5 protein-coding genes are annotated in these 23,893 nt (G+C 42.1%); 1 reads left to right on the top strand and 4 read right to left on the bottom strand.

What is annotated here, in order from left to right; all coding sequences use genetic code 11:
* Positions 1 to 105 precede the first annotated feature (105 nt).
* Positions 106 to 2,946 (top strand): glycerol-3-phosphate 1-O-acyltransferase PlsB, encoded by a 2,841-nt coding sequence (gene plsB / locus AC2SLO_RS02390; RefSeq protein ID WP_486541880.1) that lies wholly within the window; start codon positions 106 to 108, stop codon positions 2,944 to 2,946.
* Between the two features lie 201 nt (positions 2,947 to 3,147).
* On the opposite strand, the gene AC2SLO_RS02385 is transcribed toward plsB, so the two are convergent.
* The 4 genes from AC2SLO_RS02385 to AC2SLO_RS02370 all read right to left on the bottom strand — a co-directional run bounded on the left by AC2SLO_RS02385 (position 3,148) and on the right by AC2SLO_RS02370 (position 23,431).
* Positions 3,148 to 5,067 carry a ShlB/FhaC/HecB family hemolysin secretion/activation protein gene (locus AC2SLO_RS02385; RefSeq protein WP_486541878.1) on the bottom strand — a complete coding sequence of 640 codons (1,920 nt, stop codon included), beginning with the start codon at positions 5,065 to 5,067 and terminating at the stop codon, positions 3,148 to 3,150.
* 175 nt (positions 5,068 to 5,242) lie between these two features.
* On the bottom strand, positions 5,243 to 9,799 hold the full coding sequence (locus AC2SLO_RS02380; RefSeq protein WP_486541876.1) for a two-partner secretion domain-containing protein: 4,557 nt from the start codon (positions 9,797 to 9,799) through the stop codon (positions 5,243 to 5,245).
* Between the two features lie 612 nt (positions 9,800 to 10,411).
* Positions 10,412 to 11,284, bottom strand: a complete 873-nt coding sequence (locus tag AC2SLO_RS02375) for an OmpA family protein (RefSeq protein ID WP_486541874.1) — start codon at positions 11,282 to 11,284, stop codon at positions 10,412 to 10,414.
* 126 nt (positions 11,285 to 11,410) lie between these two features.
* Complete coding sequence (locus AC2SLO_RS02370; RefSeq protein WP_495637085.1) at positions 11,411 to 23,431, bottom strand: ESPR-type extended signal peptide-containing protein; 12,021 nt, start codon at positions 23,429 to 23,431, stop codon at positions 11,411 to 11,413.
* Positions 23,432 to 23,893: the final 462 nt, after the last annotated feature.

Below are 23,893 nucleotides of genomic sequence, written 5' to 3'. Positions count from 1 at the left end.
TATAATAACTCCTAACATTTAAATATTCCAGAGAACACCTGTATTACTTTCTCTAGATTTATGGCAATATAGCCTTATCTCTTTTAATAGGTTCAACCCAGACTTATGCAACCATCTCGTTTATTGCACTCGCTTAAAGAGCGATTAAAAAAACAACGCCAAACTCAAAAAAAGCATCGTGCTAATAGCACGCAGTCCTCACGAGCTGCGCTCAGCTTCCAAGAACAAGCAGCACAAGCCAGTGCGGCTATTTCACGTTCTGGACGCTCTGTTAACCAGTTATATCGCAAAATCTCTGGTAAAACGCTCGATGTGGCAGTAAAACCAAAAATCATTGGTGAGTTGCCAGAAATTAGCAGTGATGATGGCGCGCTGACCTTTTATGTGCTGCGTGAATACTCTCGCTCAAACAGTATTTTGGTCGATTTACAGACCAAGGAGCACGGCTTCCCGCCAGCACTGGTTGGTGTTGAAGATGAGACACACGGTATTGATGAAAATGCAGCAATTATCTTTTTGCATCATCCCAATGCCGCCGATCGCAAAGTATCGCCACGTTTGGCTCGCTTGGTCACCGCTTGCCGTCAGAACCCTGTACCGAAGATTAATTTGGTACCGGTGTCTATTCTGTGGGGACGTGCGCCAGATAATGAGGACTCGTTATTTAAGCTATTAATGGCAGATAACTGGGAAGAGCCGTCTATTCCTAAGCAGCTGTTTAATATTGGGGTGATGGGACGCGATACCTTTGTGCAGTTCCATCAGCCACTGTCTTTGCACGATTTTATCGACTCTTTATCAGATACCTCTACCGCTAATGATGCGCTGACCAATTTATTCTCTGATTCACATGAAGCCGGTACGGTATTAGCAGAAAATGAAAAAGAATTACTGATTCAGGCCAAGCGCAATATCGAAGGTCAAAGCTCATCAAGCTCGACTGCACTATTAACCGCTGCAGAAGCCAACTTCAGCCTATCACTATTGGTTCAGCATAAGTTGAATGCTTATTTAGACAGTCATCGTCAGAGTATGATAGGTCCTGACTTATCAGATAAGCGTAATTTGGTTGAAAAGCTAATTCAAACGCCAGCTATTACTCATGCATGTCAAGAGGAGGCGGCGAAATCAGATATTTCTCCTACTAGAGCCCGTCAATTGGCGCGCAGTTATGCCAATGAGATTGTGAACGACTACAACTACTCTGTGGTGAAGTTCTTCTATAAGTTCTTAAACTGGTTATGGACTCAGCTTTATGATGGCGTGGAGGTGCACCATTTTGAGCGTGTGCGTAATCTTGCAACGACGCATGAACTGATTTATGTACCGTGTCACCGCAGCCACGTCGACTATCTATTATTGGCCTATATTATTTTTGAAAAAGGCTTGGGACTACCATATGTTGCCGCTGGTAACAACTTAGATGTGCCTGTATTGGGCCCTCTACTGCGTAGCGCGATTGCTTTTTATATCCGTCGCAGCTTCAAAGACAACGACTTATATAAAGCAGTATTACGTGAATATCTACATACGCTTATTCAGCGCAATACACCGGTTGAATACTTTATCGAAGGTGGTCGCTCACGTTCAGGTCGCCTATTGCCGCCGAAGCTCGGTATGCTTGCAATGACGGTGCACAGCCATTTACGTGGCTCGAACAAGCCGCTTGCATTTATTCCGACGTATATCGGTTATGAGCGTATTATGGAAGGCGGTACGTATATTGGCGAGCTGAAGGGTAAACCAAAAGAGTCTGAATCTCTATTGGGTCTATTAAAAGTCAGCCGTAAAATTGAGCGTATTTTTGGCCATGTTCACCTAAGCTTTGGTACGCCACTGCATATGGACGACTTTATGCAGAAGTTCGATGTACAACCGAATAGCTTACCGGCCGATCGGACCGATACCCTGCTTGATGATAATGTTTCTGCGATGGTCGATAACATTGCGATTAAAATCATGCAGAATATCAACAAGGCTGCGGTGGTTAACCCGATATCGTTACTGTCTCTGGTCCTTCTATCGACCCCCAAAGCTGCCTTAGATGAAGACAGCTGTCGTGAACAAATTGCCTTATGTCAACACATTGCCACTGGCTCACCTTATGCCAAAGAGACCATCATTACCGATATGGATCCGCAGGCCATTATTAATTACGGTATCAAGCTAAAACTGATTGAGCGTACGCCGCATATCTTAGGCGATATGATTAAAGTTATGCCGAAACAGTTGGCGATTTTAAGCTACTTCCGTAATAACATCCTGCATGTGTTTATCATGTCATCGTTCTTGGCAGCTTTGGTATATCGCAATGGCCGTATCGAGCGCAAACATTTAGACAGCATTGTCACTCAGCTTTATCCGTTCTTGCAAAGTGAGCTGTTCTTGTACTGCTCTGCCCGTAATCTGCCGAACTTGATTGAGGAGAAGCTAAATAACCTTATCAAACAAGGCGTTATTATTGAGCTTAGCGAAGGCATACTGGGTACTCCTGAGAAAAATAGCGAGAAATATCAACAGCTTGACATGCTCGCCTCTCCGGTATCACAAAGTCTTGAACGCTACTTTATGTCGTTAGCACTATTGGCACAGCAAGGTTCAGGTAAATTAACTGCCGAGCAAGTGGTCGACTTATGTCACCTACTCGGTCAGCGTCTGTCAGTGCTTTATTCTGACGATATTCCAGACTTTTTTGATCGTGCGCTGTTTACTAGCTTCTTGAATGCGCTGATTCGTCTGGATTATGTGCAAAAAGACCCTGAAACAGGAGTATTAACCTTTGATGAGCGGATTAATAATATTGCTCAGCATGCGCATTACATCCTTAACCCAGATATGATGCAAATCTTAGAACATGTGGCAAGCTTAGAAGAAGATGAGATTAATCACGCCATTAGCGAGATTAATAATAAAAAACTTAGCAAATTTAGCCGCAAACCTAAGTAAGTCGCAGTCATATTTGCCCGTTTAAAATAAAGAAAGGGACAGCCACTGGCTGTCCCTTTCTTTATACTGATATTAATATGAGAAAAGCTCACCTGCTATAGTCAGAAGTCTAAGTGGTGACAAGGCAACCGAGTACAAGTACTACAAGTGTAGGCTTAGCGAGGTTAATGCCGTATCCATTTAGGTGTTCACTGAATATATCTAGAAGAACCACTGCCAAGCCGCGGAGACTTCTGTATCTTGTGAGCCGTCATCTTCTTGATTGGCATAATCGGTATGCGCTTTACTGGCACTGATATCAAGCTGCCAACGTCTATCATAGCTGAGATCTTGAGCGTCATAGGCCGTTAACTTAAGACCCACCGTACCGCTTGCCGCGTCACTGGTATCATCCTCTAAGGTATGGTCGCTATATTTGACGACACCGTAGTCGATGCCCACATAAGGTGACCAGCGTATTTTTTGATTACCAAAGGTTTTCCAGTCTGCCTGACTTGGCTCATAACTGAGTGTGTTACGTAGGCTTACCCCACTTTCGGCGGCATTATAAGCGTTATCAATACCGCGCACCCCAGAGTAAGTTGAGCCAAGCGACTGCTGACTGACACCGAATAGCTGATCATCGCTGTACTGTGCTTGCAACTCATGCGTCATCTGCCAATAGCCTTTGCTCTCCCCTGAATTGATAATAGGATGCTGATGCGTCAGATAACCGGATAATAGCCAGCGTAAATACTCATCCTCTAGCCCTTGCTTAGTCGCCGGATTATCATGATTACCGAATCCCTGTTCAGCACTTAAATCAACCACCCACGCACCGGTGCTTCGCTGATTAGGATTAGTCTCTGAGCGTTTATCGAACAGTTTGGTATGACTAATCCCCAAGCGGCCGCTACTTAAGGTTGGACTTTGAATATCTAATTGGCTACCAAGCAGCTCACTGGTGACATCTTGGTGCGCCAACTGACCATACAGCGTGGTAATGCTGTCTTGGTCACGCTTTAACATATAGTCGCCACGTATATTGGCCTGCCAACTATCGCCCTCTTGCTCTAATACGGAGTTCGGCAATCGCGTTGTGCGTTTGTATTCATCTGCCGCCAACAGTCCTGACCACTGCCAACGGCCATTTGGAATGAGTGTATAAATACTGGCACTGCGGCGTTGATTGTCCTCATCATAGCCATAATTATCACGCAGGCTCTGCTCCACCGATATCGACGTATAATCGGCTTGGCCTAGCACATTACGCAGCGTGCCATGTAGCTGAATCAGATTGTGCCCGTAGCTGTCATCGGGGTCATAGCGCCACTGCATGTCTGCACTAAAGGGGTCGACCTCACCTTGCTGACTGACTTTAATACGTAGGTCATTACCGACCGGATAAATATCTAGCAATAACTGACCATCAATAACTCGCTCACCTTGACTGACTGCCTGATCCAGCGCTGCCATATTTGCTGGTTTACCGATAATGTTGCCAAATAAGCGTTGTGTTGGTAGTTTGGTCTGGTTATCTATTTCAGTAATTTTAGCGACCGTTACTTGCCAAATAGAACGACCATTTTCAGCAGGACTCGGGACAATATTAATCTTAAAATAACCGGCATCCAGATAGGCCTCGGTAATCGCCCGCACTAAGTTATTGGCATCCGTAACAGAAATACATTGCGTCTCAGAACTAACAGGATTACTAGTGCTGTTGTTAGATTGCTCTGACCCAACAGATATCTGACGCGCTTGCTCACGTAATTTGGCTTGGGCGCTATTACCTAATTGTGGCATCTCAACCAGTTCAATCTGCTGCATTGGCAAACAAGCAGATCTATTTGGCTCACCTTGATTTGGTGAACTCGGGGTTTGATTGACCGCTGTTTGCTCTCTATCCTGCGTATCATCATTGCCCTGCTGAGACTGGCGTAGCGCTTCAATACGTTGCTGCTGTAGAGACTCTTGCCACACTTGCTGCTGCTCAATGGTCTGCTTTGAAGTAGAAGCGAGTGTACTACTGCTCGATGCACTGGTAACCGGTGTGGCAGCGGTTGCAAGACTTGGCAATACAGCGCCGCCCATTAAGCCAATTAGTGCATGAACCGCAAAACGATGCTCATATTTGGCCACAGTAAACCTCTTTTTTGATTCATTAGGAGACGATCTAAAAAGTGATAACATAATTATTCAACATCTACTATTAAGGAATAAAAAGCCCACACCTGCGACAGGCATGGGCTCGAATAACGACTAAAGTAATAATAAACACAGCAATAACTAAAGCATTAAGCGTTTAAGAGATACTTTATAGCTTAACATTTGCCTTAGTGTTTGCACCGTCTTTGTCATCCCAGTCATAATTCACATCAGCATGTACAGGGATACCAAGATCAAGTGGTTTTCCGGTAAATGCGTCTTTAATCAAACTAGGAATAGTTTCAACAAATTTAGGCACACTAAATGATTTTCCATCTACTGACGCTCCAACTTTGTGTACGAAGTCATCATTGTTACTGCTATTGACCACTGCACCACCAAGATTAGAACTGCTCGCACTTACTTTAGCAGCATTGACGTCTATAGTACCACTACCAACCGTAGTATTTAAAGAGTCAGAATTAACCGTCGCTTGATGGGTAGTCTTTTGATGATCAACATCAAATCCGGCTTCACCCGCGACACTAACGCCTAAGATAGTGCCATTGTCAAAGTCATTTTTAAGAGCATCTATAACATTGCCAGCAGTGACCTCATCGATAAATTTAATGGGAGAGCCATCCACACTAAGTCCTGTTTTTACATTGACTTTAGCAACTTTGTCTTGAGCTGAGTTAATCGCAAGACCATTACCAGCCACTGTGTTTAAGGTACCTGCATCAATATTGCTTTGCAAAGCGATATTATTGCCACTATTAATATCAACACGGTTGGCTTTCACCGACCCTAATTGATAATAGTTACTATTGTCGGTTTCTACATTAAGATGAGCGCCTACTGTATTGCTCTCGAAGCTCTCAGAGCTTGCAGTACCACCAAGGTTACCATCTATACCAAAGTTACCCACGTAGTCTTTAGACTCAGCAGCAACTAGGTTGACATCACCTTTAGCATTCGCATTGGTTAAGCTGATATTATCAGCAGTAATATTAGCGCCTTGTACTGACAGCGCATCACCCGCCTCATTTGCCGCAACAGTTAGGTTCTTAGTGTTAACAGTCGCACCCTGTGCCTTGTTGCTGGTTTCATTAACCACACCAAGTTTCGCGCCTAAGCCAAGCTTATCACTAGCAAGATCAGGGGCGAATCCACCATTAGCATTCATCAATACCCCAACCGCACGATGTGTATCTTGTGCAGCTGCAATATTGGCTTTGTTGCCTTTGATAGTGACGTTATCAGACGTCAAGTTTGCACCATCGATTTGAGCAAGCTGATCCGCTGTCACGCTCACATCTTTAACATTGACTGTTGCTGCTTTGGCTTGTTGATCTTCAACGCTTAGGTAGTTAAAGCCTGCTTGAGCAGAGACAGAAGGTAGGACACCTACCCCAGTAGTCACTGCCGCAGGAATAACCGTAACACCAACTGATCCACCTAGTTCAGCGCCACCGGCCGTATTCCATTGTTTATCACTGTCTTGACCAATACGAGCTTCTTCACCTGCAGTAACACTGTACTTATCCGCCGTCACATCTTGTGCGGCAACGGCGCGAGTACCGCCATTTACCGTGACATTATCTGCTTTTAAGCTACCTTTAATGGCTTTAGCATCTCCTGTTTGTAGATACTGATACGTGCCTTTACCACCTGCGTCCACTGTTACATCTGTGAAATCACTGGTTGACGCAGTGACATTAATGTCGCCACGACCACGGTGAGAGGTGGTTACAGTTGAGTCATAAGCGGCTGTACCGGTATAGTCATCAGCATTGATATTAATGGTATTTGCAGAGATTTGAGTACCTGCATCTACCGCTGTATTTTGAGCGGCAATATTGACATCATTAGTCGCTGTGATACCCGTGGTATGTGCCGTTTTAACCTCGGTAGTAACGCCATCACCGTCACCGGATAACTTAATACCACCACCTAAAGGCTTACTAGTGCCCGCAAATAGGTCTAATGCAGCATCACCGCCAGCGACTACTTTACGATCAACAACCCGATCATATGAAGCATCATTGTTAATATCTTGACCCGCTAAGTCTACTGTTGCAGCAGTTATCTGCGTACCTTGGTTGCTCAAGCCTTCTTCTGCGTTTAAGGTAGCTTTGTTACCTGCTTTAATTGTTGAGTTAGCCGCTTGGTACTCATTGTGCTCATCGATGATCTGATTGTGCCCAATGCTAACACCGACTTGTACACCCGTTGCACCGCCTCTTACATAGGCTTCAGGTCCAGTGCTCTTATAAACTTTACTGTCTACTGCCGTTAAGGCTTCGGTTGCACCCGTGGACACTTGCTTGCCGTCAATAACCGCACTATTAGTCGCATTGATATCTGTACCATTTAGGCTGACCTCTTGTGCTTTGAGTGTCGCATTATTGGCAGATATGGTGTTATTACGCGCATTTCCTGACCCTTTGGTAGTGAGCGTCGTCACCCCTTTAATAGAGCCTGAAGCCTCAACTTCAAGATTTTTTAATTGGTCAACACCATCAGTCACCAACTTGGTCACACTACCGTTTAATACACCGTCAACGCCGCCCTTAATCACATTGTCAAAGTCATCTTTTAGATCAAGGTTAGAGCTTGCTTTGCCATCAGTACTGATATCATACGTTTCAGTCTTGGTAATGTCAGTAGCATTGGCAGCATTGGTGGTTAACGCTGATTTAGCAGCCGTATCAAAATCTCCCGTTGCCGCTACATCACTACCGGTTAAGGTAATATTGTCACCGGCTAAAGATACCTCTTTTGCAGACACATTACTGGCGACAGTGCTCTGAGCCAAACGATCGACCGCTGTTTTCTTATCGGTGATGTTAAACGCAGTACCATGACGGTCTTCTGCATAATCTTGCTCAGTTGCAAAGCCATTACTAATATTAACGTCACCTGTTGCAGTCACACTCAATGCGTTATCCGCTTTGATAGCACTAGCGCTGACTGTAACATCGCTATCACTGCTCAATGTCGCATTATTTGCCTTAATTTGACTGCCTGTTAATGCAGTTTGGGTTTTGTTATTGATATGGGTTTCACCACCACCAATACCACCCCAGTATTTAAAGTCTTCTTCATCCGTTTGACGATTACTTGTGTCGCTACTTGCTACGGTCAATGCGCTATCACTGGTTAAGTTAGCCGTATCCGCAGTTAGCTGAACACCTTCTAAGCGCTGTTCACCACCACTATTTAAGCTTACATTTTCGCCATTTATAGTGGTTTGATTTCCGCTTTGGGTCGCTTGAGTAATTGTGCGCGCACCTGATTTAAGATCTGCCGTCTCATTTTTATAACGGTTAATATCACTATGCGATTTTTCTGTTGTTGCGCTTGTGGCAACTAAATCATTACCAGAGCTTAAAGAAACACTATCGCCTTTGATATCAGTACCAGCGATTTTTAAATCTGCTGATGAATTTAAACTGATATCATCTATCGCATTTAGCTGAGACTGGTGATACTGCTGATCTTTATCTAAAGCTTCATTTTCATTAAACCATAGACCTTTGCTATTGCGTGCCGTTACGCTATCGGTATTGGTTGTGGTCACACCACTTACGCTAATATTATCACCAGCGGCATTGATGCTATTACCTTGTAACTGGCTACCTTCAATGTCTATATTGCTACCACCAAGCGCTATGGTGTCACCCTTAACATTCGAGCCTTTAAAGGCTTGAGTTTCTTTATAACCAGAATGAGTCAACGTGACATTATCGTCAAGCTGCTCTTTACTCTCTGGTAATTCAGTACGTGCGGTTTGTACCTCACCGCCGATAGATAATTGCTTCGCCCCAACAAGGGACACTGATTTGCCCGAAATGTCGCTGTCAGATACTTTTAAGGTATTCGCTGCCGCATCAAAATCTTGGTCGGCACTGAACTGACCTTGTAATGTCTGAGTGGCGTTGGTATCAGTATTATGTAAACGGATACGGCCAGACTGCATACTACCTAAGATTTGTCCATCCAAAGTGACATGAGGCTGAAGTCTTTTAGGCGCACTGACCTCTAACGTATCATAATCAATATTATTACGACCAGAGATCACATTAATCGCATCAGATGCATTAATATTGCCATTAATATCGACTTTCGGTGCCAATAAATCTAAACGTTTTGCCCCTTCCACATCACCGCTTAACGCTAATGTTTTACTATTGCGATCCCCAACACTAAAGCCCGCTAGACGCTCCTCTTCGATAGTTGGTTTACCTACTACTAATGAGGCTCGATTGGTATTAATAAAACCTGTGTCTTTACCAGTAATACCGTTTGGGTTCGCTAAAATATAATCGGCTGCCATCCCAAAGACTTCTTGTTGCCCTAAAAGAAGTGATGGGTTTTTTGACACAACTTCATTTAAGATTACTGACGCCGATCCTGTTAAGTTGCTATTGGCATCAAGCTGACCGGCAAGCTGTGATTTGCCCGCTTTCATAGAGTTGTTTAAAACGGCGCCCGCTTCACTGACATTAAAATCTTTATATTGGTTATGTGATAACCCTTTAGCATTTGGATTAGCGATATTCACTACATCCACATTACCGACTTGGCTAACGCTGGTCTCGCCAACCGGCTTAATGTTGTCTGCTAAAGCAGCAACACTCATAAAAGGCAGAACGAGCGCCATACTAACGGCACTTGCAATCCGGCCCTGAGGAGATAATTTAAAAGCTTGTGTGTGTTTCATAACCGTGCCCTTTTTAGTAGTAATTGCCAAACTCATGTTTACTTTCGACTTTATTTGCTTCATAAAGCGAATTTGGCAGTAATGAAGCCCTATTTTATAAAATAATTAATAAAATCAGCCGTGTATCCATATAATCAGATAAATATGACAGTCTTATTACAGATAACACTTTAGTTACAATCAGTATCGCTTGTTACTTATATTTAACGATGCTTCAGATATTACCTAGATTTCACCATTTAAATTATCAAAAAAAACAATTGCTTAGCGGCTATTTTTGTATCTGAATGTGACAACCAGCTTGTATTAAAAATAAATATTAATTAATTAATTTAAATTATTTTATATATGAAATCGCAATCAATATTCACACCACTATTTTTAATAATACTTAAATTTCTCATTCTTTTACTTAAATCCCTTATACTACAAGCCTCTCTGTAAATGATAATTATTAACAAGTTAATTATTCTATAAGCTTTGTTAAATAAATGACGACTACTCGCTAACCTGTTCATTTATCATATCTTTATACAATAAAATATAAAAAAGTGCCCATCGAGATGATGAGCACTTTTGAAGTAATCTTTTGGTGTCATTGACTACACTTTTTTAATCTTGTGTAACTGTCACATCTAGAGTTACTCGGCGATTTGGCTGTAAGCAATCAATCTCTTGCTGCCGCGGTAAGTTTGTAGAACATTCTTTAACAGGCTGAGATTCACCTGCACCAACGGCAAGCATAGAACTTGGGTTCACACCGCGCTGTACTAAATAACTGCGCACGGTTTGCGCACGTAACTGTGATAGGTTCATGTTATACATATCATCACCTTTACGGTCAGTATGACCGGTGATAACTATACGAGTATCACCCATATCTTGATACTGTCTTAGTTTAGCCGCTAACTCATCAAGCTCCATTTTACCTTTCGGTAGCATATTTTCAGGTTGCCATTTGTCAAATTTAAATAAGGCATCGGCTCCTAAATTAATACGCTCTTTAATAGGCGCAGCTGGAGCCTGAACAACCACAGGTGGTGCTGGTTGCATAGGTGCTGGCTCAGGCTTTTTAGGAGGGCAATCAGCGGGCTTCCAATAGAATTCCTGTCCTCTAAAGTCTGTGTCAAAAATAACTTTATATTGACATACCTTTACTGAATCATCAGGCATATAGAACTTCATAATATAATCCCACTCACGCGCATGCTGTGCTTCGCTAAAGTGAGGTCGTCCAATAAGCTGATATAACTCATCTTTTACAATGCCAGGTTTTATTTTTGCTAAATTTTCACTGTTTGGAAATTGCCCTTCATTTTGCCATGCCTCATCAAGTTCTGGAAAGACAATTTCCTCTTTTTCAATATGACCCTCATCTGTAATACCTTCACTCAGATATTTTGTTCCCACACAGCCTGACAGTGCCAGAATGCTAAGCCCTAATGCTCCAATGCCTGTCATTCGCTTCAAATGATTGTTTTTCATAAAACTTCCTTAAAATTTAAAATCATGTTAGTAAGTGTTAATACGATAGTAAGAGTTAGTATTAATTGATGCTCACATCCTATTTTCATGAGACGTGAGCACACTTAAATTATGTTTAAAGTTGGTTTAGAAGTGGAAACCTGCACCCACTGCACCACCTGCATTACCTTCTGTATCCGCACTACCACTGATTTTAAGTACCCAGCGACCGTTATCAGAAAGCTTAGATATACCTACAGCGACTGCGCCTTGACCGTTGTATGAAGCCATACCACCCGTTAACATGCTCTTACCTGGGATATAGGCTTGTGGTAAAGCAGCCATCGCCATTGCTGATGACACACCTGCATTCGCTTCATCACCAACTTTGTCAATCTTAGTATTTAAGTTATAGCCAAGATCTTTCAGCTGGTTAAGGTTAACAGCATCTGTACCATTCACACCAGGACCTACATTAGTAATAGTATTACCGCCGTTATTTAAACCCTGATTGGTAAGGGTAACTGTATTATCAGGCAGATCCGGATTAGTCACTGTAATACCATTGCTATCTACTAAAGTATTACCCGCTTGTAGACTACCATCTTTACCTAGATCAACATTCTGAGCTAACTGAACTTCTATGCTGCCATCTTCATTAGCAACTGTTTTAATGTTGTCTTCGGTACCTTTCTCAGCGCCACCTTTAATTGCTAGCACTTGGTTAGGATTGCGTTTAATAGTGACAGTATCATTATCGGCAGTGTATTGTTGCTCTGTAGTATTGATGGCATTGTAAACATCGCCACCGTTAACTACTGACTGATTACCTTCGGTTACGTAATCAACCTTACCACCTTGAGCAATACTGTCACCATTTTTAACTGTCATACTATCTGACGTCACTTTATCGAAATTAACGTCATCTTTAGTAGCTACAGTAATATTAGTGCCATCACGTTTAACTGTAATGTTATTACCCTGTTTGAAGTCAACTACATCACCCGGATTAACCATTTCACCGTCATCACTATTAGCCTTGACTGTGAAGCCAGAGTTGTTGATTGCATCAGCAATGTTGCCAGTAGTGGCAATAGTGTCAGGCTTAAGCGCTGAAGCAACACCATTCGGAGATGTATTGACTACCCCTGTATTAACACTTAACTTATCACCATCAGTTTTGATAGTGCCATCAGTATCCACTGCGACCACATACTCTTCACCGCCATTAGCGTTAGGAGTAGTAGATTTACTGACTTTAATAGGACCTTTGCCAACTACAGAAGTATGTTTAGCGGCTTCTGCTTCAATGGCTGATGTATCCACAGATAGGTCATAGATACTACCATTTCCATTGTCTTTCTTCACAATAGTAACTGTACCATTGTCAGAAGTAACTTGAGTACGACCACTATCTACATACTGTTTATTAGTTACCGAATTAGGACCAGTGCCGACATTTTCTACAGTCATGTTGCCCGCATTGATATTGCCCGCATTAACATTGCCTGCTGTCACATTGTCAAACTTAACGTCAGCTTTAGTAGCAACAGTAATATTAGTGCCATCACGAGTAACTTGAATATTATCACCGCTGATGAAGTTAACTTCATCACCTGGATTAATCATCTCGCCAGTGTCGCCTGTCGTAGCGCTATCAGTTTTAACGGTAAAGCCAGTATTGTTAATGGTTTCCGCAAGGTTACCTGCGGTAACTAACTTATCACCCTCACTTGTAGCTGGAGTATTTACTTTACCGCCATTCACGCTTAGATCGGTTGTCTGAACGTTTCCAGCAGCTGGTATAACGGCTTGCAATTTACCATTTACGATTTTGATTGTTGAACCATCAACATTCACATCGTATTTGATATTACTGGTTGTACCATCACTGTTGATATCTACAGTTGTAGCATTGCCGTTTTTAAAGTTGACGTTATCGTAAGCCTGTACAAAGTCTTTTTGTGTACCGGCTTGCTGCAGATTGAAGCCTGCATTTAATACGTCACCTACTGTTGCAGCACTAGATTTGTCGATATTACCAGGTGCTGGTGTACCATCTGTTGGCAAGTTAGGGCCAAGGCCTGTAATCGTGTTTGTATCACCATTGATAATAATTGGGTTATTACCACCAACCTTAACAACATTTGCTAACTCAAAGCCAACTTGGTTATTGGTTACAGTAGTAATAATATTACCGTCTGTACCTTTGTAAGTTACTGTTTCACCTAATTGGACGTTGTCATTAGTACCTGCACCATCGGCAATGTTAAAGCCTTTAGCAACAGTAGCCAAAGTACCTTTAGTAGCATCATCTAAGCTTACTTGGTAATCAGTCACATTCTCTGCATCAGGAACTTCGTTTACTGCTAAACCAGAGTCTGGTGTAGTAGTTACTTTCGCACCTTTTGCATTTACTTTATAAATGGTCTGACCGTTAGCACCAGTTTCCATTTCAACCGAAGCGATGTTACTACCCGCTGTTACTTCTGTTTTAGAGGCTGCTGCCGCTTGACCTAACTGGCTAACATTAACAGCGTCTGTTGGATCTGTACCTGCTGCAACATCAGTAATCTTGTCACCATTTACACTTAAGTTACCCTCTGCAGTACTGGTAATTGTCGTGCTAGTTTCAGGCGTATCACCACCAACTGTAATTGAGTCAGTTGCTTTTACTGTGGTAAACACTGGGTTTTGACTTACTGAATAAGTAAATACTTTACCGTTTTGGTTAAGTACCATGTTGTCGCCAGCTTGGAATTTAACTTCCGAACCTGGGTTAACTAAATCTACGCTAGTACCTGTTGTTACACCTGTACCTACTTCACCAGAGGTTACGTTAAAGCCTGATTTGTTAATCGCATTTGCTACAGTATCTGCTGTTGCTAGAGCATCAGTATTAGGTGTTCCATCAAGGTTAGTAGGTGCATTTACTATGCCATTACTATCATTACCTAACATTGCAGTAACCGCTTTAATAGAACCATCCGCATTCTTAGTGATAGTTAAATCGTCTGTATTAACTGCTACGTCAAAGATAGTAGCGCCATCGGCAGTCTTATTGCTGTCATCTACTAAGATTGAACCGTCTGTAGACTCTACTACTTCTTTAGATGCCGCTACTTGTGTAGTTAGCTGACTAACGTTAACTGCATCTGTTGGAGCTGTACCTTCAGCTAGGTTGGTAATGGTGTTACCGCCCATGTTGATGCCGTCTTTATTGATAACTGGACCACCGTTATTAACAGTAATGCTGTCAATATCGGTTAAGTCTTTAGCCATCACTAAGTTTAGATTACCATCAGCACTGTCAACACGTAGGTTAGCGCCTGATGCTGGAGCAGCATCTTCAAGCTCACCTTTAACTGTTAAGGTCTCATTTAGCTGCTTGGCAATGGTATCGCCTGTGTTACCAGCGAAGTTTAGACCATCTTGCATGGTGGCTACTTCAACATCGTCAACAACAATACGGGTGATGCCATCTTTACCATCAACACCAGGTACGCCGTTAACAACACTGATGGTACCGTTAGCGCCATCTTTACCGTTTAGACCAATAGTACCGTCTTTACCGTTGATGCTAACGCCGTCTTTACCATCTTCACCTTTGACTATGATAGTGCCTGGGTTCTGATCATCACCTACGGTTAAGTCATTGCCTAGACCAAAGTCGATTTCATTGTCTGCTGATACTGTTGTGACAATGTTTCCGTCTTTACTAGTGTAAGTTACTGTCTCACCTAGCTGAACGTTATCAACATCACCATTATCAGCTGCAATGTTAAAGCCTTTGGCGATAGTGTCTGTATTGGTATCTACTTGCGTATTGGTATCAAATAACTGGCTACCATTTACAGCGTCTGTACTAGTGGCTGTAATGTCACCATCAGCAACATCAGTAATCTTGTCACCATTTACACTTAAGTTACCCTCTGCAGTACTGGTAATTGTCGTGCTAGTTTCAGGCGTATCACCACCAACTGTAATTGAGTCAGTTGCTTTTACTGTGGTAAACACTGGGTTTTGACTTACTGAATAAGTAAATACTTTACCGTTTTGGTTAAGTACCATGTTGTCGCCAGCTTGGAATTTAACTTCCGAACCTGGGTTAACTAAATCTACGCTAGTACCTGTTGTTACACCTGTACCTACTTCACCAGAGGTTACGTTAAAGCCTGATTTGTTAATCGCATTTGCTACAGTATCTGCTGTTGCTAATGCATTGCCGTTAGTAGGGGCATTTACTATACCGTTACTATCGTTAGTTAATGCCGTAGTTACCGCTTTAATAGAACCATCCGCATTCTTAGTGATAGTTAAATCGTCTGTATTAACTGCTACGTCAAAGATAGTAGCGCCATCGGCAGTCTTATTGCTGTCATCTACTAAGATTGAACCGTCTGTAGACTCTACTACTTCTTTAGATGCCGCTACTTGTGTAGTTAGCTGACTAACGTTAACTGCATCTGTTGGAGCTGTACCTTCAGCTAGGTTGGTAATGGTGTTACCGCCCATGTTGATGCCGTCTTTATTGATAACTGGACCACCGTTATTAACAGTAATGCTGTCAATATCGGTTAAGTCTTTAGCCATCACTAAGTTTAGATTACCATCAGCACTGTCAACACGTAGGTTAGCGCCTGATGCTGGAGCAGCATCTTCAAGCTCACCTTTAACTGTTAAGGTCTCATTTAGCTGCTTGGCAATGGTATCGCCTGTGTTACCAGCGAAGTTTAGACCATCTTGCATGGTGGCTACTTCAACATCGTCAACAACAATACGGGTGATGCCATCTTTACCATCAACACCAGGTACGCCGTTAACAACACTGATGGTACCGTTAGCGCCATCTTTACCGTTTAGACCAATAGTACCGTCTTTACCGTTGATGCTAACGCCGTCTTTACCATCTTCACCTTTGACTATGATAGTGCCTGGGTTCTGATCATCACCTACGGTTAAGTCATTGCCTAGACCAAAGTCGATTTCATTGTCTGCTGATACTGTTGTGACAATGTTTCCGTCTTTACTAGTGTAAGTTACTGTCTCACCTAGCTGAACGTTATCAACATCACCATTATCAGCTGCAATGTTAAAGCCTTTGGCGATAGTGTCTGTATTGGTATCTACTTGCGTATTGGTATCAAATAACTGGCTACCATTTACAGCGTCTGTACTAGTGGCTGTAATGTCACCATCAGCAACATCAGTAATCTTGTCACCATTTACACTTAAGTTACCCTCTGCAGTACTGGTAATTGTCGTGCTAGTTTCAGGCGTATCACCACCAACTGTAATTGAGTCAGTTGCTTTTACTGTGGTAAACACTGGGTTTTGACTTACTGAATAAGTAAATACTTTACCGTTTTGGTTAAGTACCATGTTGTCGCCAGCTTGGAATTTAACTTCCGAACCTGGGTTAACTAAATCTACGCTAGTACCTGTTGTTACACCTGTACCTACTTCACCAGAGGTTACGTTAAAGCCTGATTTGTTAATCGCATTTGCTACAGTATCTGCTGTTGCTAATGCATTGCCGTTAGTAGGGGCATTTACTATACCGTTACTATCGTTAGTTAATGCCGTAGTTACCGCTTTAATAGAACCATCCGCATTCTTAGTGATAGTTAAATCGTCTGTATTAACTGCTACGTCAAAGATAGTAGCGCCATCGGCAGTCTTATTGCTGTCATCTACTAAGATTGAACCGTCTGTAGACTCTACTACTTCTTTAGATGCCGCTACTTGTGTAGTTAGCTGACTAACGTTAACTGCATCTGTTGGAGCTGTACCTTCAGCTAGGTTGGTAATGGTGTTACCGCCCATGTTGATGCCGTCTTTATTGATAACTGGACCACCGTTATTAACAGTAATGCTGTCAATATCGGTTAAGTCTTTAGCCATCACTAAGTTTAGATTACCATCAGCACTGTCAACACGTAGGTTAGCGCCTGATGCTGGAGCAGCATCTTCAAGCTCACCTTTAACTGTTAAGGTCTCATTTAGCTGCTTGGCAATGGTATCGCCTGTGTTACCAGCGAAGTTTAGACCATCTTGCATGGTGGCTACTTCAACATCGTCAACAACAATACGGGTGATGCCATCTTTACCATCAACACCAGGTACGCCGTTAACAACACTGATGGTACCGTTAGCGCCATCTTTACCGTTTAGACCAATAGTACCGTCTTTACCGTTGATGCTAACGCCGTCTTTACCATCTTCACCTTTGACTATGATAGTGCCTGGGTTCTGATCATCACCTACGGTTAAGTCATTGCCTAGACCAAAGTCGATTTCATTGTCTGCTGATACTGTTGTGACAATGTTTCCGTCTTTACTAGTGTAAGTTACTGTCTCACCTAGCTGAACGTTATCAACATCACCATTATCAGCTGCAATGTTAAAGCCTTTGGCGATAGTGTCTGTATTGGTATCTACTTGCGTATTGGTATCAAATAACTGGCTACCATTTACAGCGTCTGTACTAGTGGCTGTAATGTCACCATCAGCAACATCAGTAATCTTGTCACCATTTACACTTAAGTTACCCTCTGCAGTACTGGTAATTGTCGTGCTAGTTTCAGGCGTATCACCACCAACTGTAATTGAGTCAGTTGCTTTTACTGTGGTAAACACTGGGTTTTGACTTACTGAATAAGTAAATACTTTACCGTTTTGGTTAAGTACCATGTTGTCGCCAGCTTGGAATTTAACTTCCGAACCTGGGTTAACTAAATCTACGCTAGTACCTGTTGTTACACCTGTACCTACTTCACCAGAGGTTACGTTAAAGCCTGATTTGTTAATCGCATTTGCTACAGTATCTGCTGTTGCTAATGCATTGCCGTTAGTAGGGGCATTTACTATACCGTTACTATCGTTAGTTAATGCCGTAGTTACCGCTTTAATAGAACCATCCGCATTCTTAGTGATAGTTAAATCGTCTGTATTAACTGCTACGTCAAAGATAGTAGCGCCATCGGCAGTCTTATTGCTGTCATCTACTAAGATTGAACCGTCTGTAGACTCTACTACTTCTTTAGATGCCGCTACTTGTGTAGTTAGCTGACTAACGTTAACTGCATCTGTTGGAGCTGTACCTTCAGCTAGGTTGGTAATGGTGTTACCGCCCATGTTGATGCCGTCTTTATTGATAACTGGACCACCGTTATTAACAGTAATGCTGTCAATATCGGTTAAGTCTTTAGCCATCACTAAGTTTAGATTACCATCAGCACTGTCAACACGTAGGTTAGCGCCTGATGCTGGAGCAGCATCTTCAAGCTCACCTTTAACTGTTAAGGTCTCATTTAGCTGCTTGGCAATGGTATCGCCTGTGTTACCAGCGAAGTTTAGACCATCTTGCATGGTGGCTACTTCAACATCGTCAACAACAATACGGGTGATGCCATCTTTACCATCAACACCAGGTACGCCGTTAACAACACTGATGGTACCGTTAGCGCCATCTTTACCGTTTAGACCAATAGTACCGTCTTTACCGTTGATGCTAACGCCGTCTTTACCATCTTCACCTTTGACTATGATAGTGCCTGGGTTCTGATCATCACCTACGGTTAAGTCATTGCCTAGACCAAAGTCGATTTCATTGTCTGCTGATACTGTTGTGACAATGTTTCCGTCTTTACTAGTGTAAGTTACTGTCTCACCTAGCTGAACGTTATCAACATCACCATTATCAGCTGCAATGTTAAAGCCTTTGGCGATAGTGTCTGTATTGGTATCTACTTGCGTATTGGTATCAAATAACTGGCTACCATTTACAGCGTCTGTACTAGTGGCTGTAATGTCACCATCAGCAACATCAGTAATCTTGTCACCATTTACACTTAAGTTACCCTCTGCAGTACTGGTAATTGTCGTGCTAGTTTCAGGCGTATCACCACCAACTGTAATTGAGTCAGTTGCTTTTACTGTGGTAAACACTGGGTTTTGACTTACTGAATAAGTAAATACTTTACCGTTTTGGTTAAGTACCATGTTGTCGCCAGCTTGGAATTTAACTTCCGAACCTGGGTTAACTAAATCTACGCTAGTACCTGTTGTTACACCTGTACCTACTTCACCAGAGGTTACGTTAAAGCCTGATTTGTTAATCGCATTTGCTACAGTATCTGCTGTTGCTAATGCATTGCCGTTAGTAGGGGCATTTACTATACCGTTACTATCGTTAGTTAATGCCGTAGTTACCGCTTTAATAGAACCATCCGCATTCTTAGTGATAGTTAAATCGTCTGTATTAACTGCTACGTCAAAGATAGTAGCGCCATCGGCAGTCTTATTGCTGTCATCTACTAAGATTGAACCGTCTGTAGACTCTACTACTTCTTTAGATGCCGCTACTTGTGTAGTTAGCTGACTAACGTTAACTGCATCTGTTGGAGCTGTACCTTCAGCTAGGTTGGTAATGGTGTTACCGCCCATGTTGATGCCGTCTTTATTGATAACTGGACCACCGTTATTAACAGTAATGCTGTCAATATCGGTTAAGTCTTTAGCCATCACTAAGTTTAGATTACCATCAGCACTGTCAACACGTAGGTTAGCGCCTGATGCTGGAGCAGCATCTTCAAGCTCACCTTTAACTGTTAAGGTCTCATTTAGCTGCTTGGCAATGGTATCGCCTGTGTTACCAGCGAAGTTTAGACCATCTTGCATGGTGGCTACTTCAACATCGTCAACAACAATACGGGTGATGCCATCTTTACCATCAACACCAGGTACGCCGTTAACAACACTGATGGTACCGTTAGCGCCATCTTTACCGTTTAGACCAATAGTACCGTCTTTACCGTTGATGCTAACGCCGTCTTTACCATCTTCACCTTTGACTATGATAGTGCCTGGGTTCTGATCATCACCTACGGTTAAGTCATTGCCTAGACCAAAGTCGATTTCATTGTCTGCTGATACTGTTGTGACAATGTTTCCGTCTTTACTAGTGTAAGTTACTGTCTCACCTAGCTGAACGTTATCAACATCACCATTATCAGCTGCAATGTTAAAGCCTTTGGCGATAGTGTCTGTATTGGTATCTACTTGCGTATTGGTATCAAATAACTGGCTACCATTTACAGCGTCTGTACTAGTGGCTGTAATGTCACCATCAGCAACATTAGTAATCTTATCACCACCAACACTTAGGCCATCAGGAGTAGTGGTTAGCTCAGTTACATCACCATTTGAGTTTTCTAAAGTTAGACTGTTGAAGTTTGGATCTTTACTTACTGAGTAAGTAAACGTACGACCATCTTGCTTTAACACCATGTTGTCACCAGCTTGGAACTTAACAGTTTCTCCTGGTTTAACAAGTTGTGGGACTGGTGTTGCGTCTGTCTTAGTTGCTGTACCTGTGTCTACTTTACCTGAGTCAACAATAAAACCAGACTCATTTATAGTCGTTGCAATCTCAGCGGCAGTGACTAATTTATCTGCTTCAGGGGAAGTTGGTACTGGCACATTTACCCTGCCATTTGTTACATCTAAATCTGTGGTCTCTGGCGCAGCTGCTGTCACAATGGCTGTCAGGCGACCTTTATTATCGAGTGTGATAGTTTCATCATCATATTCTACATCGTACTTAATCGTACTGGTTTTACCATCTGGTGAGGTTTCTACAGTAACCTTAGTTGCGTTACCATCGCCAAATGCAACATTGTCATAAGCAGTTACAAAGTCTTTTTGTACTCTAGTATCAGTTGTAGGATTAATTTGTTGTAGGTTAAAGCCTGTGTTTAAAACATCGCCCACAGTCGCTGCATTTGAGTTGTTAACAGCATTTGGGGCAGGAGCAGTACCTGGAGTGCCTGCTGCTGGAATAGCTGGTAGGTTATTTACTAAGCCTGAGATATTGCCTCCGTTACCGTCAATAACAATACCTGAGCTTTCAGTTGTATTCGCTCCTGTACCAACTTTAATAACATCATTTAACTTAAAGCCAATCTCATCATCACGTACGGTAGTAATGATATTAGGATTTGATTGGTCAGCACTGTCATCAGTGAATTTGACTGTTGAGCCTGATGCTACAGTTTTAGCATCTGCATCATTGGTATTATTACCAGCAGTATTTTTATCTGCATTAATTTTTAAAGCAAACGCATCGCCACCTGTGGCAGTTGAGTTGATTCTAAATTTTCTACCAACTTGGTCAACTGTAATATTATCACCACCGATGAACTCTACAGTTTCGCTTGGATTTACTAACTCTTTAGTAGGTTCTGCTGCGCTAGCACTTTTATTACCAGAAGAGGTTACATAAAAGCCACTTTTATTAATAGTGTTCGCTATTTCAGCAGCATTAACTAAGTGACTAGCTGAATCACCTGTAGGTACAGTCACAGCACCGTTTGGAACGTCAAGTGTTGTAGTATTAACTTGAAGACCGTTAGTACCGTTCATGATAGTTTTATCATCATATTCAACATCGTACTTAATCGTACTGGTTTTACCATCTGGTGAGGTTTCTACAGTGACTTTACTCGCATTACCATCTGTAAAGTTAACGTTGTCATAGGCTGTTACGACGTCTTTTTGTACGCCGCCTTGTTGTAGGTTAAATCCTGAGTTTAGTACGTCACCTACCGTTGCTGCTGATGAGTTGTTCACATCTGTAGTTGGCGCTGTTCCATCTGTCGGTAAGTTATTTACTAAGCCTGTGATATTGCCTTCGTTACCGTCAATAACAATACCTGAGCTTTCAGTTGTATTCGCTCCTGTACCAACTTTAATAACATCATTTAACTTAAAGCCAATCTCATCATCACGTACGGTAGTGATGATGTTTGGATTAGTTTGGTCAGCGCTGTCATCAGTGAATTTAACTGTTGAGCCTGAAGCAACTGCATCACTGCCCGTTTGAGTATCAGTACCGTCTTTATCTGCACTGATATTCAAGGCATACGCACTACCACCTGTGGCAGTAGATGAGAAAGTGAACTTAGAGCCTTCACGTTTAATCGTTACGCCATCGCCTTCAGCGAATACTACATCATCACCTGGTAGGATTTTTTCACCTGCATCAGTAACTGTAGTTTCACCTTTACTAGCTTTTTTGACTGTGAAGCCTTTATTAATTTCCTGCGCTATGGTATCAGCTACTACAAACAATTGACTTCCATTAACTGCATCTGTACTAGTCAGTGACAATTCACCTGGAGCCACGTGTTTTATCTGACGCTCATAATCAGCTTTACCAATAGATACCTGATCACCTGGTTGAATTGCTGCCCCACCAGCAAATGGTGCATTGAATTCTATCAGATTACCATTGGTATCTCTAATAGTACTAGTGACATTAACTTGACTAGTAGCATCCGTGTCTGTTTTTGACCCTGCACCTAAAGCAACAGAGTTAACTTTTGAAGCATTGGCACCAACACCAAACGCTGCTGTTCCTAATTCAGAAGCTCTTGATCTGGTACCAATAGCTGTACTTAAATTACCTGTCGCCTCCCCTTGCACACCTACTACAACAGAACCCTCACCACTAGCTACAGTAGCATAGTAATCCGAATCAGCTTTATACCCTTCTTTAATAAGAAGACCCGTATAGGTCTCTAAGTCAGCTTGTACAGTACCAGTACCAATTGCTTCATCTAAATCATCCCCACCAATGGCAATACTTGAGTTACCTGGTACCTCCACATTATTACCAATAGCAGTAGATTGCTGACCAGAAACACGGTTTAAAGCACCTATTGATACAACCTCACCAACGCTACCAGTAATTAGGTTGTTACGCCCTATAGCAATATTGGAATTACCGCCATCTATTTGGTTATAATTACCAATAGCTAAGGAGTCTTGACCAATAACTCTAGATGGGCTTAAAGGAACAGACTGAGTTCCGGCTGAATTCTGGTTATTTGAAGCAATATTAATATTACGATTAAGGCGATCAACAGTACCAACCGTTTCACCGTCAATAAAAGCAGCAGTAGAGTAGCTACTCACGGCCATCAAGCTTGCGGTTAGCGCACTGAGCACAAAAGTGCGAGTACTCAAAGTAGAAAGAGTAGATTGAGTGCGGCGGCTACTGCCAACAACGCCACTGCTTTTTTTGCCAGCGCCTTTGGCATATTCGGCGACTGCCACAAAGGTGCCTGTTGCTCTATTAAATACGACTTTGTAAATATGGTTCATAGTTTATTTCTCTTAATTTAGGATGGTTTTGGATGGTTTAAGAGGGTAAGTCTGTCTACATTTATTTAGGCTTATTACCTATAGTTTGTGAGAGTTAACCTTGTGACATTAAAAAAGCCCATGAGTTACTAAGAACTCAATGGACGATAAAGTTATAATTTGCAGATTTTTTGAACTTTAAAATTGGACAATGCTGATATCTTTGTTCTATTTAGTTTGATGTTTATGCTACTAGCAGGTAGCAGGTAAAGGGGGGATGCTGAGTAAAAAGTGAATCAATATGCATCCAATTTTATTTATTATTGTCAATAACATGATCCCACTCCAATCAGTGAGTATTAACATCCCAATCCTTAAACTGTTTTTTTTCAGTTCATTTAACAATCGAAGCATTAAGGTTAATTAGTACATTCTGGACCCTGTAAGAATAAATAAATCAAAATTATATTGTTACTACTCAAT

The sequence above is a fragment of the Psychrobacter sp. CX14 genome, from assembly GCF_057396205.2.
Note: the sequence above shows the minus strand (reverse complement) of the source record. Positions and strands in the feature narration are given on the sequence as shown.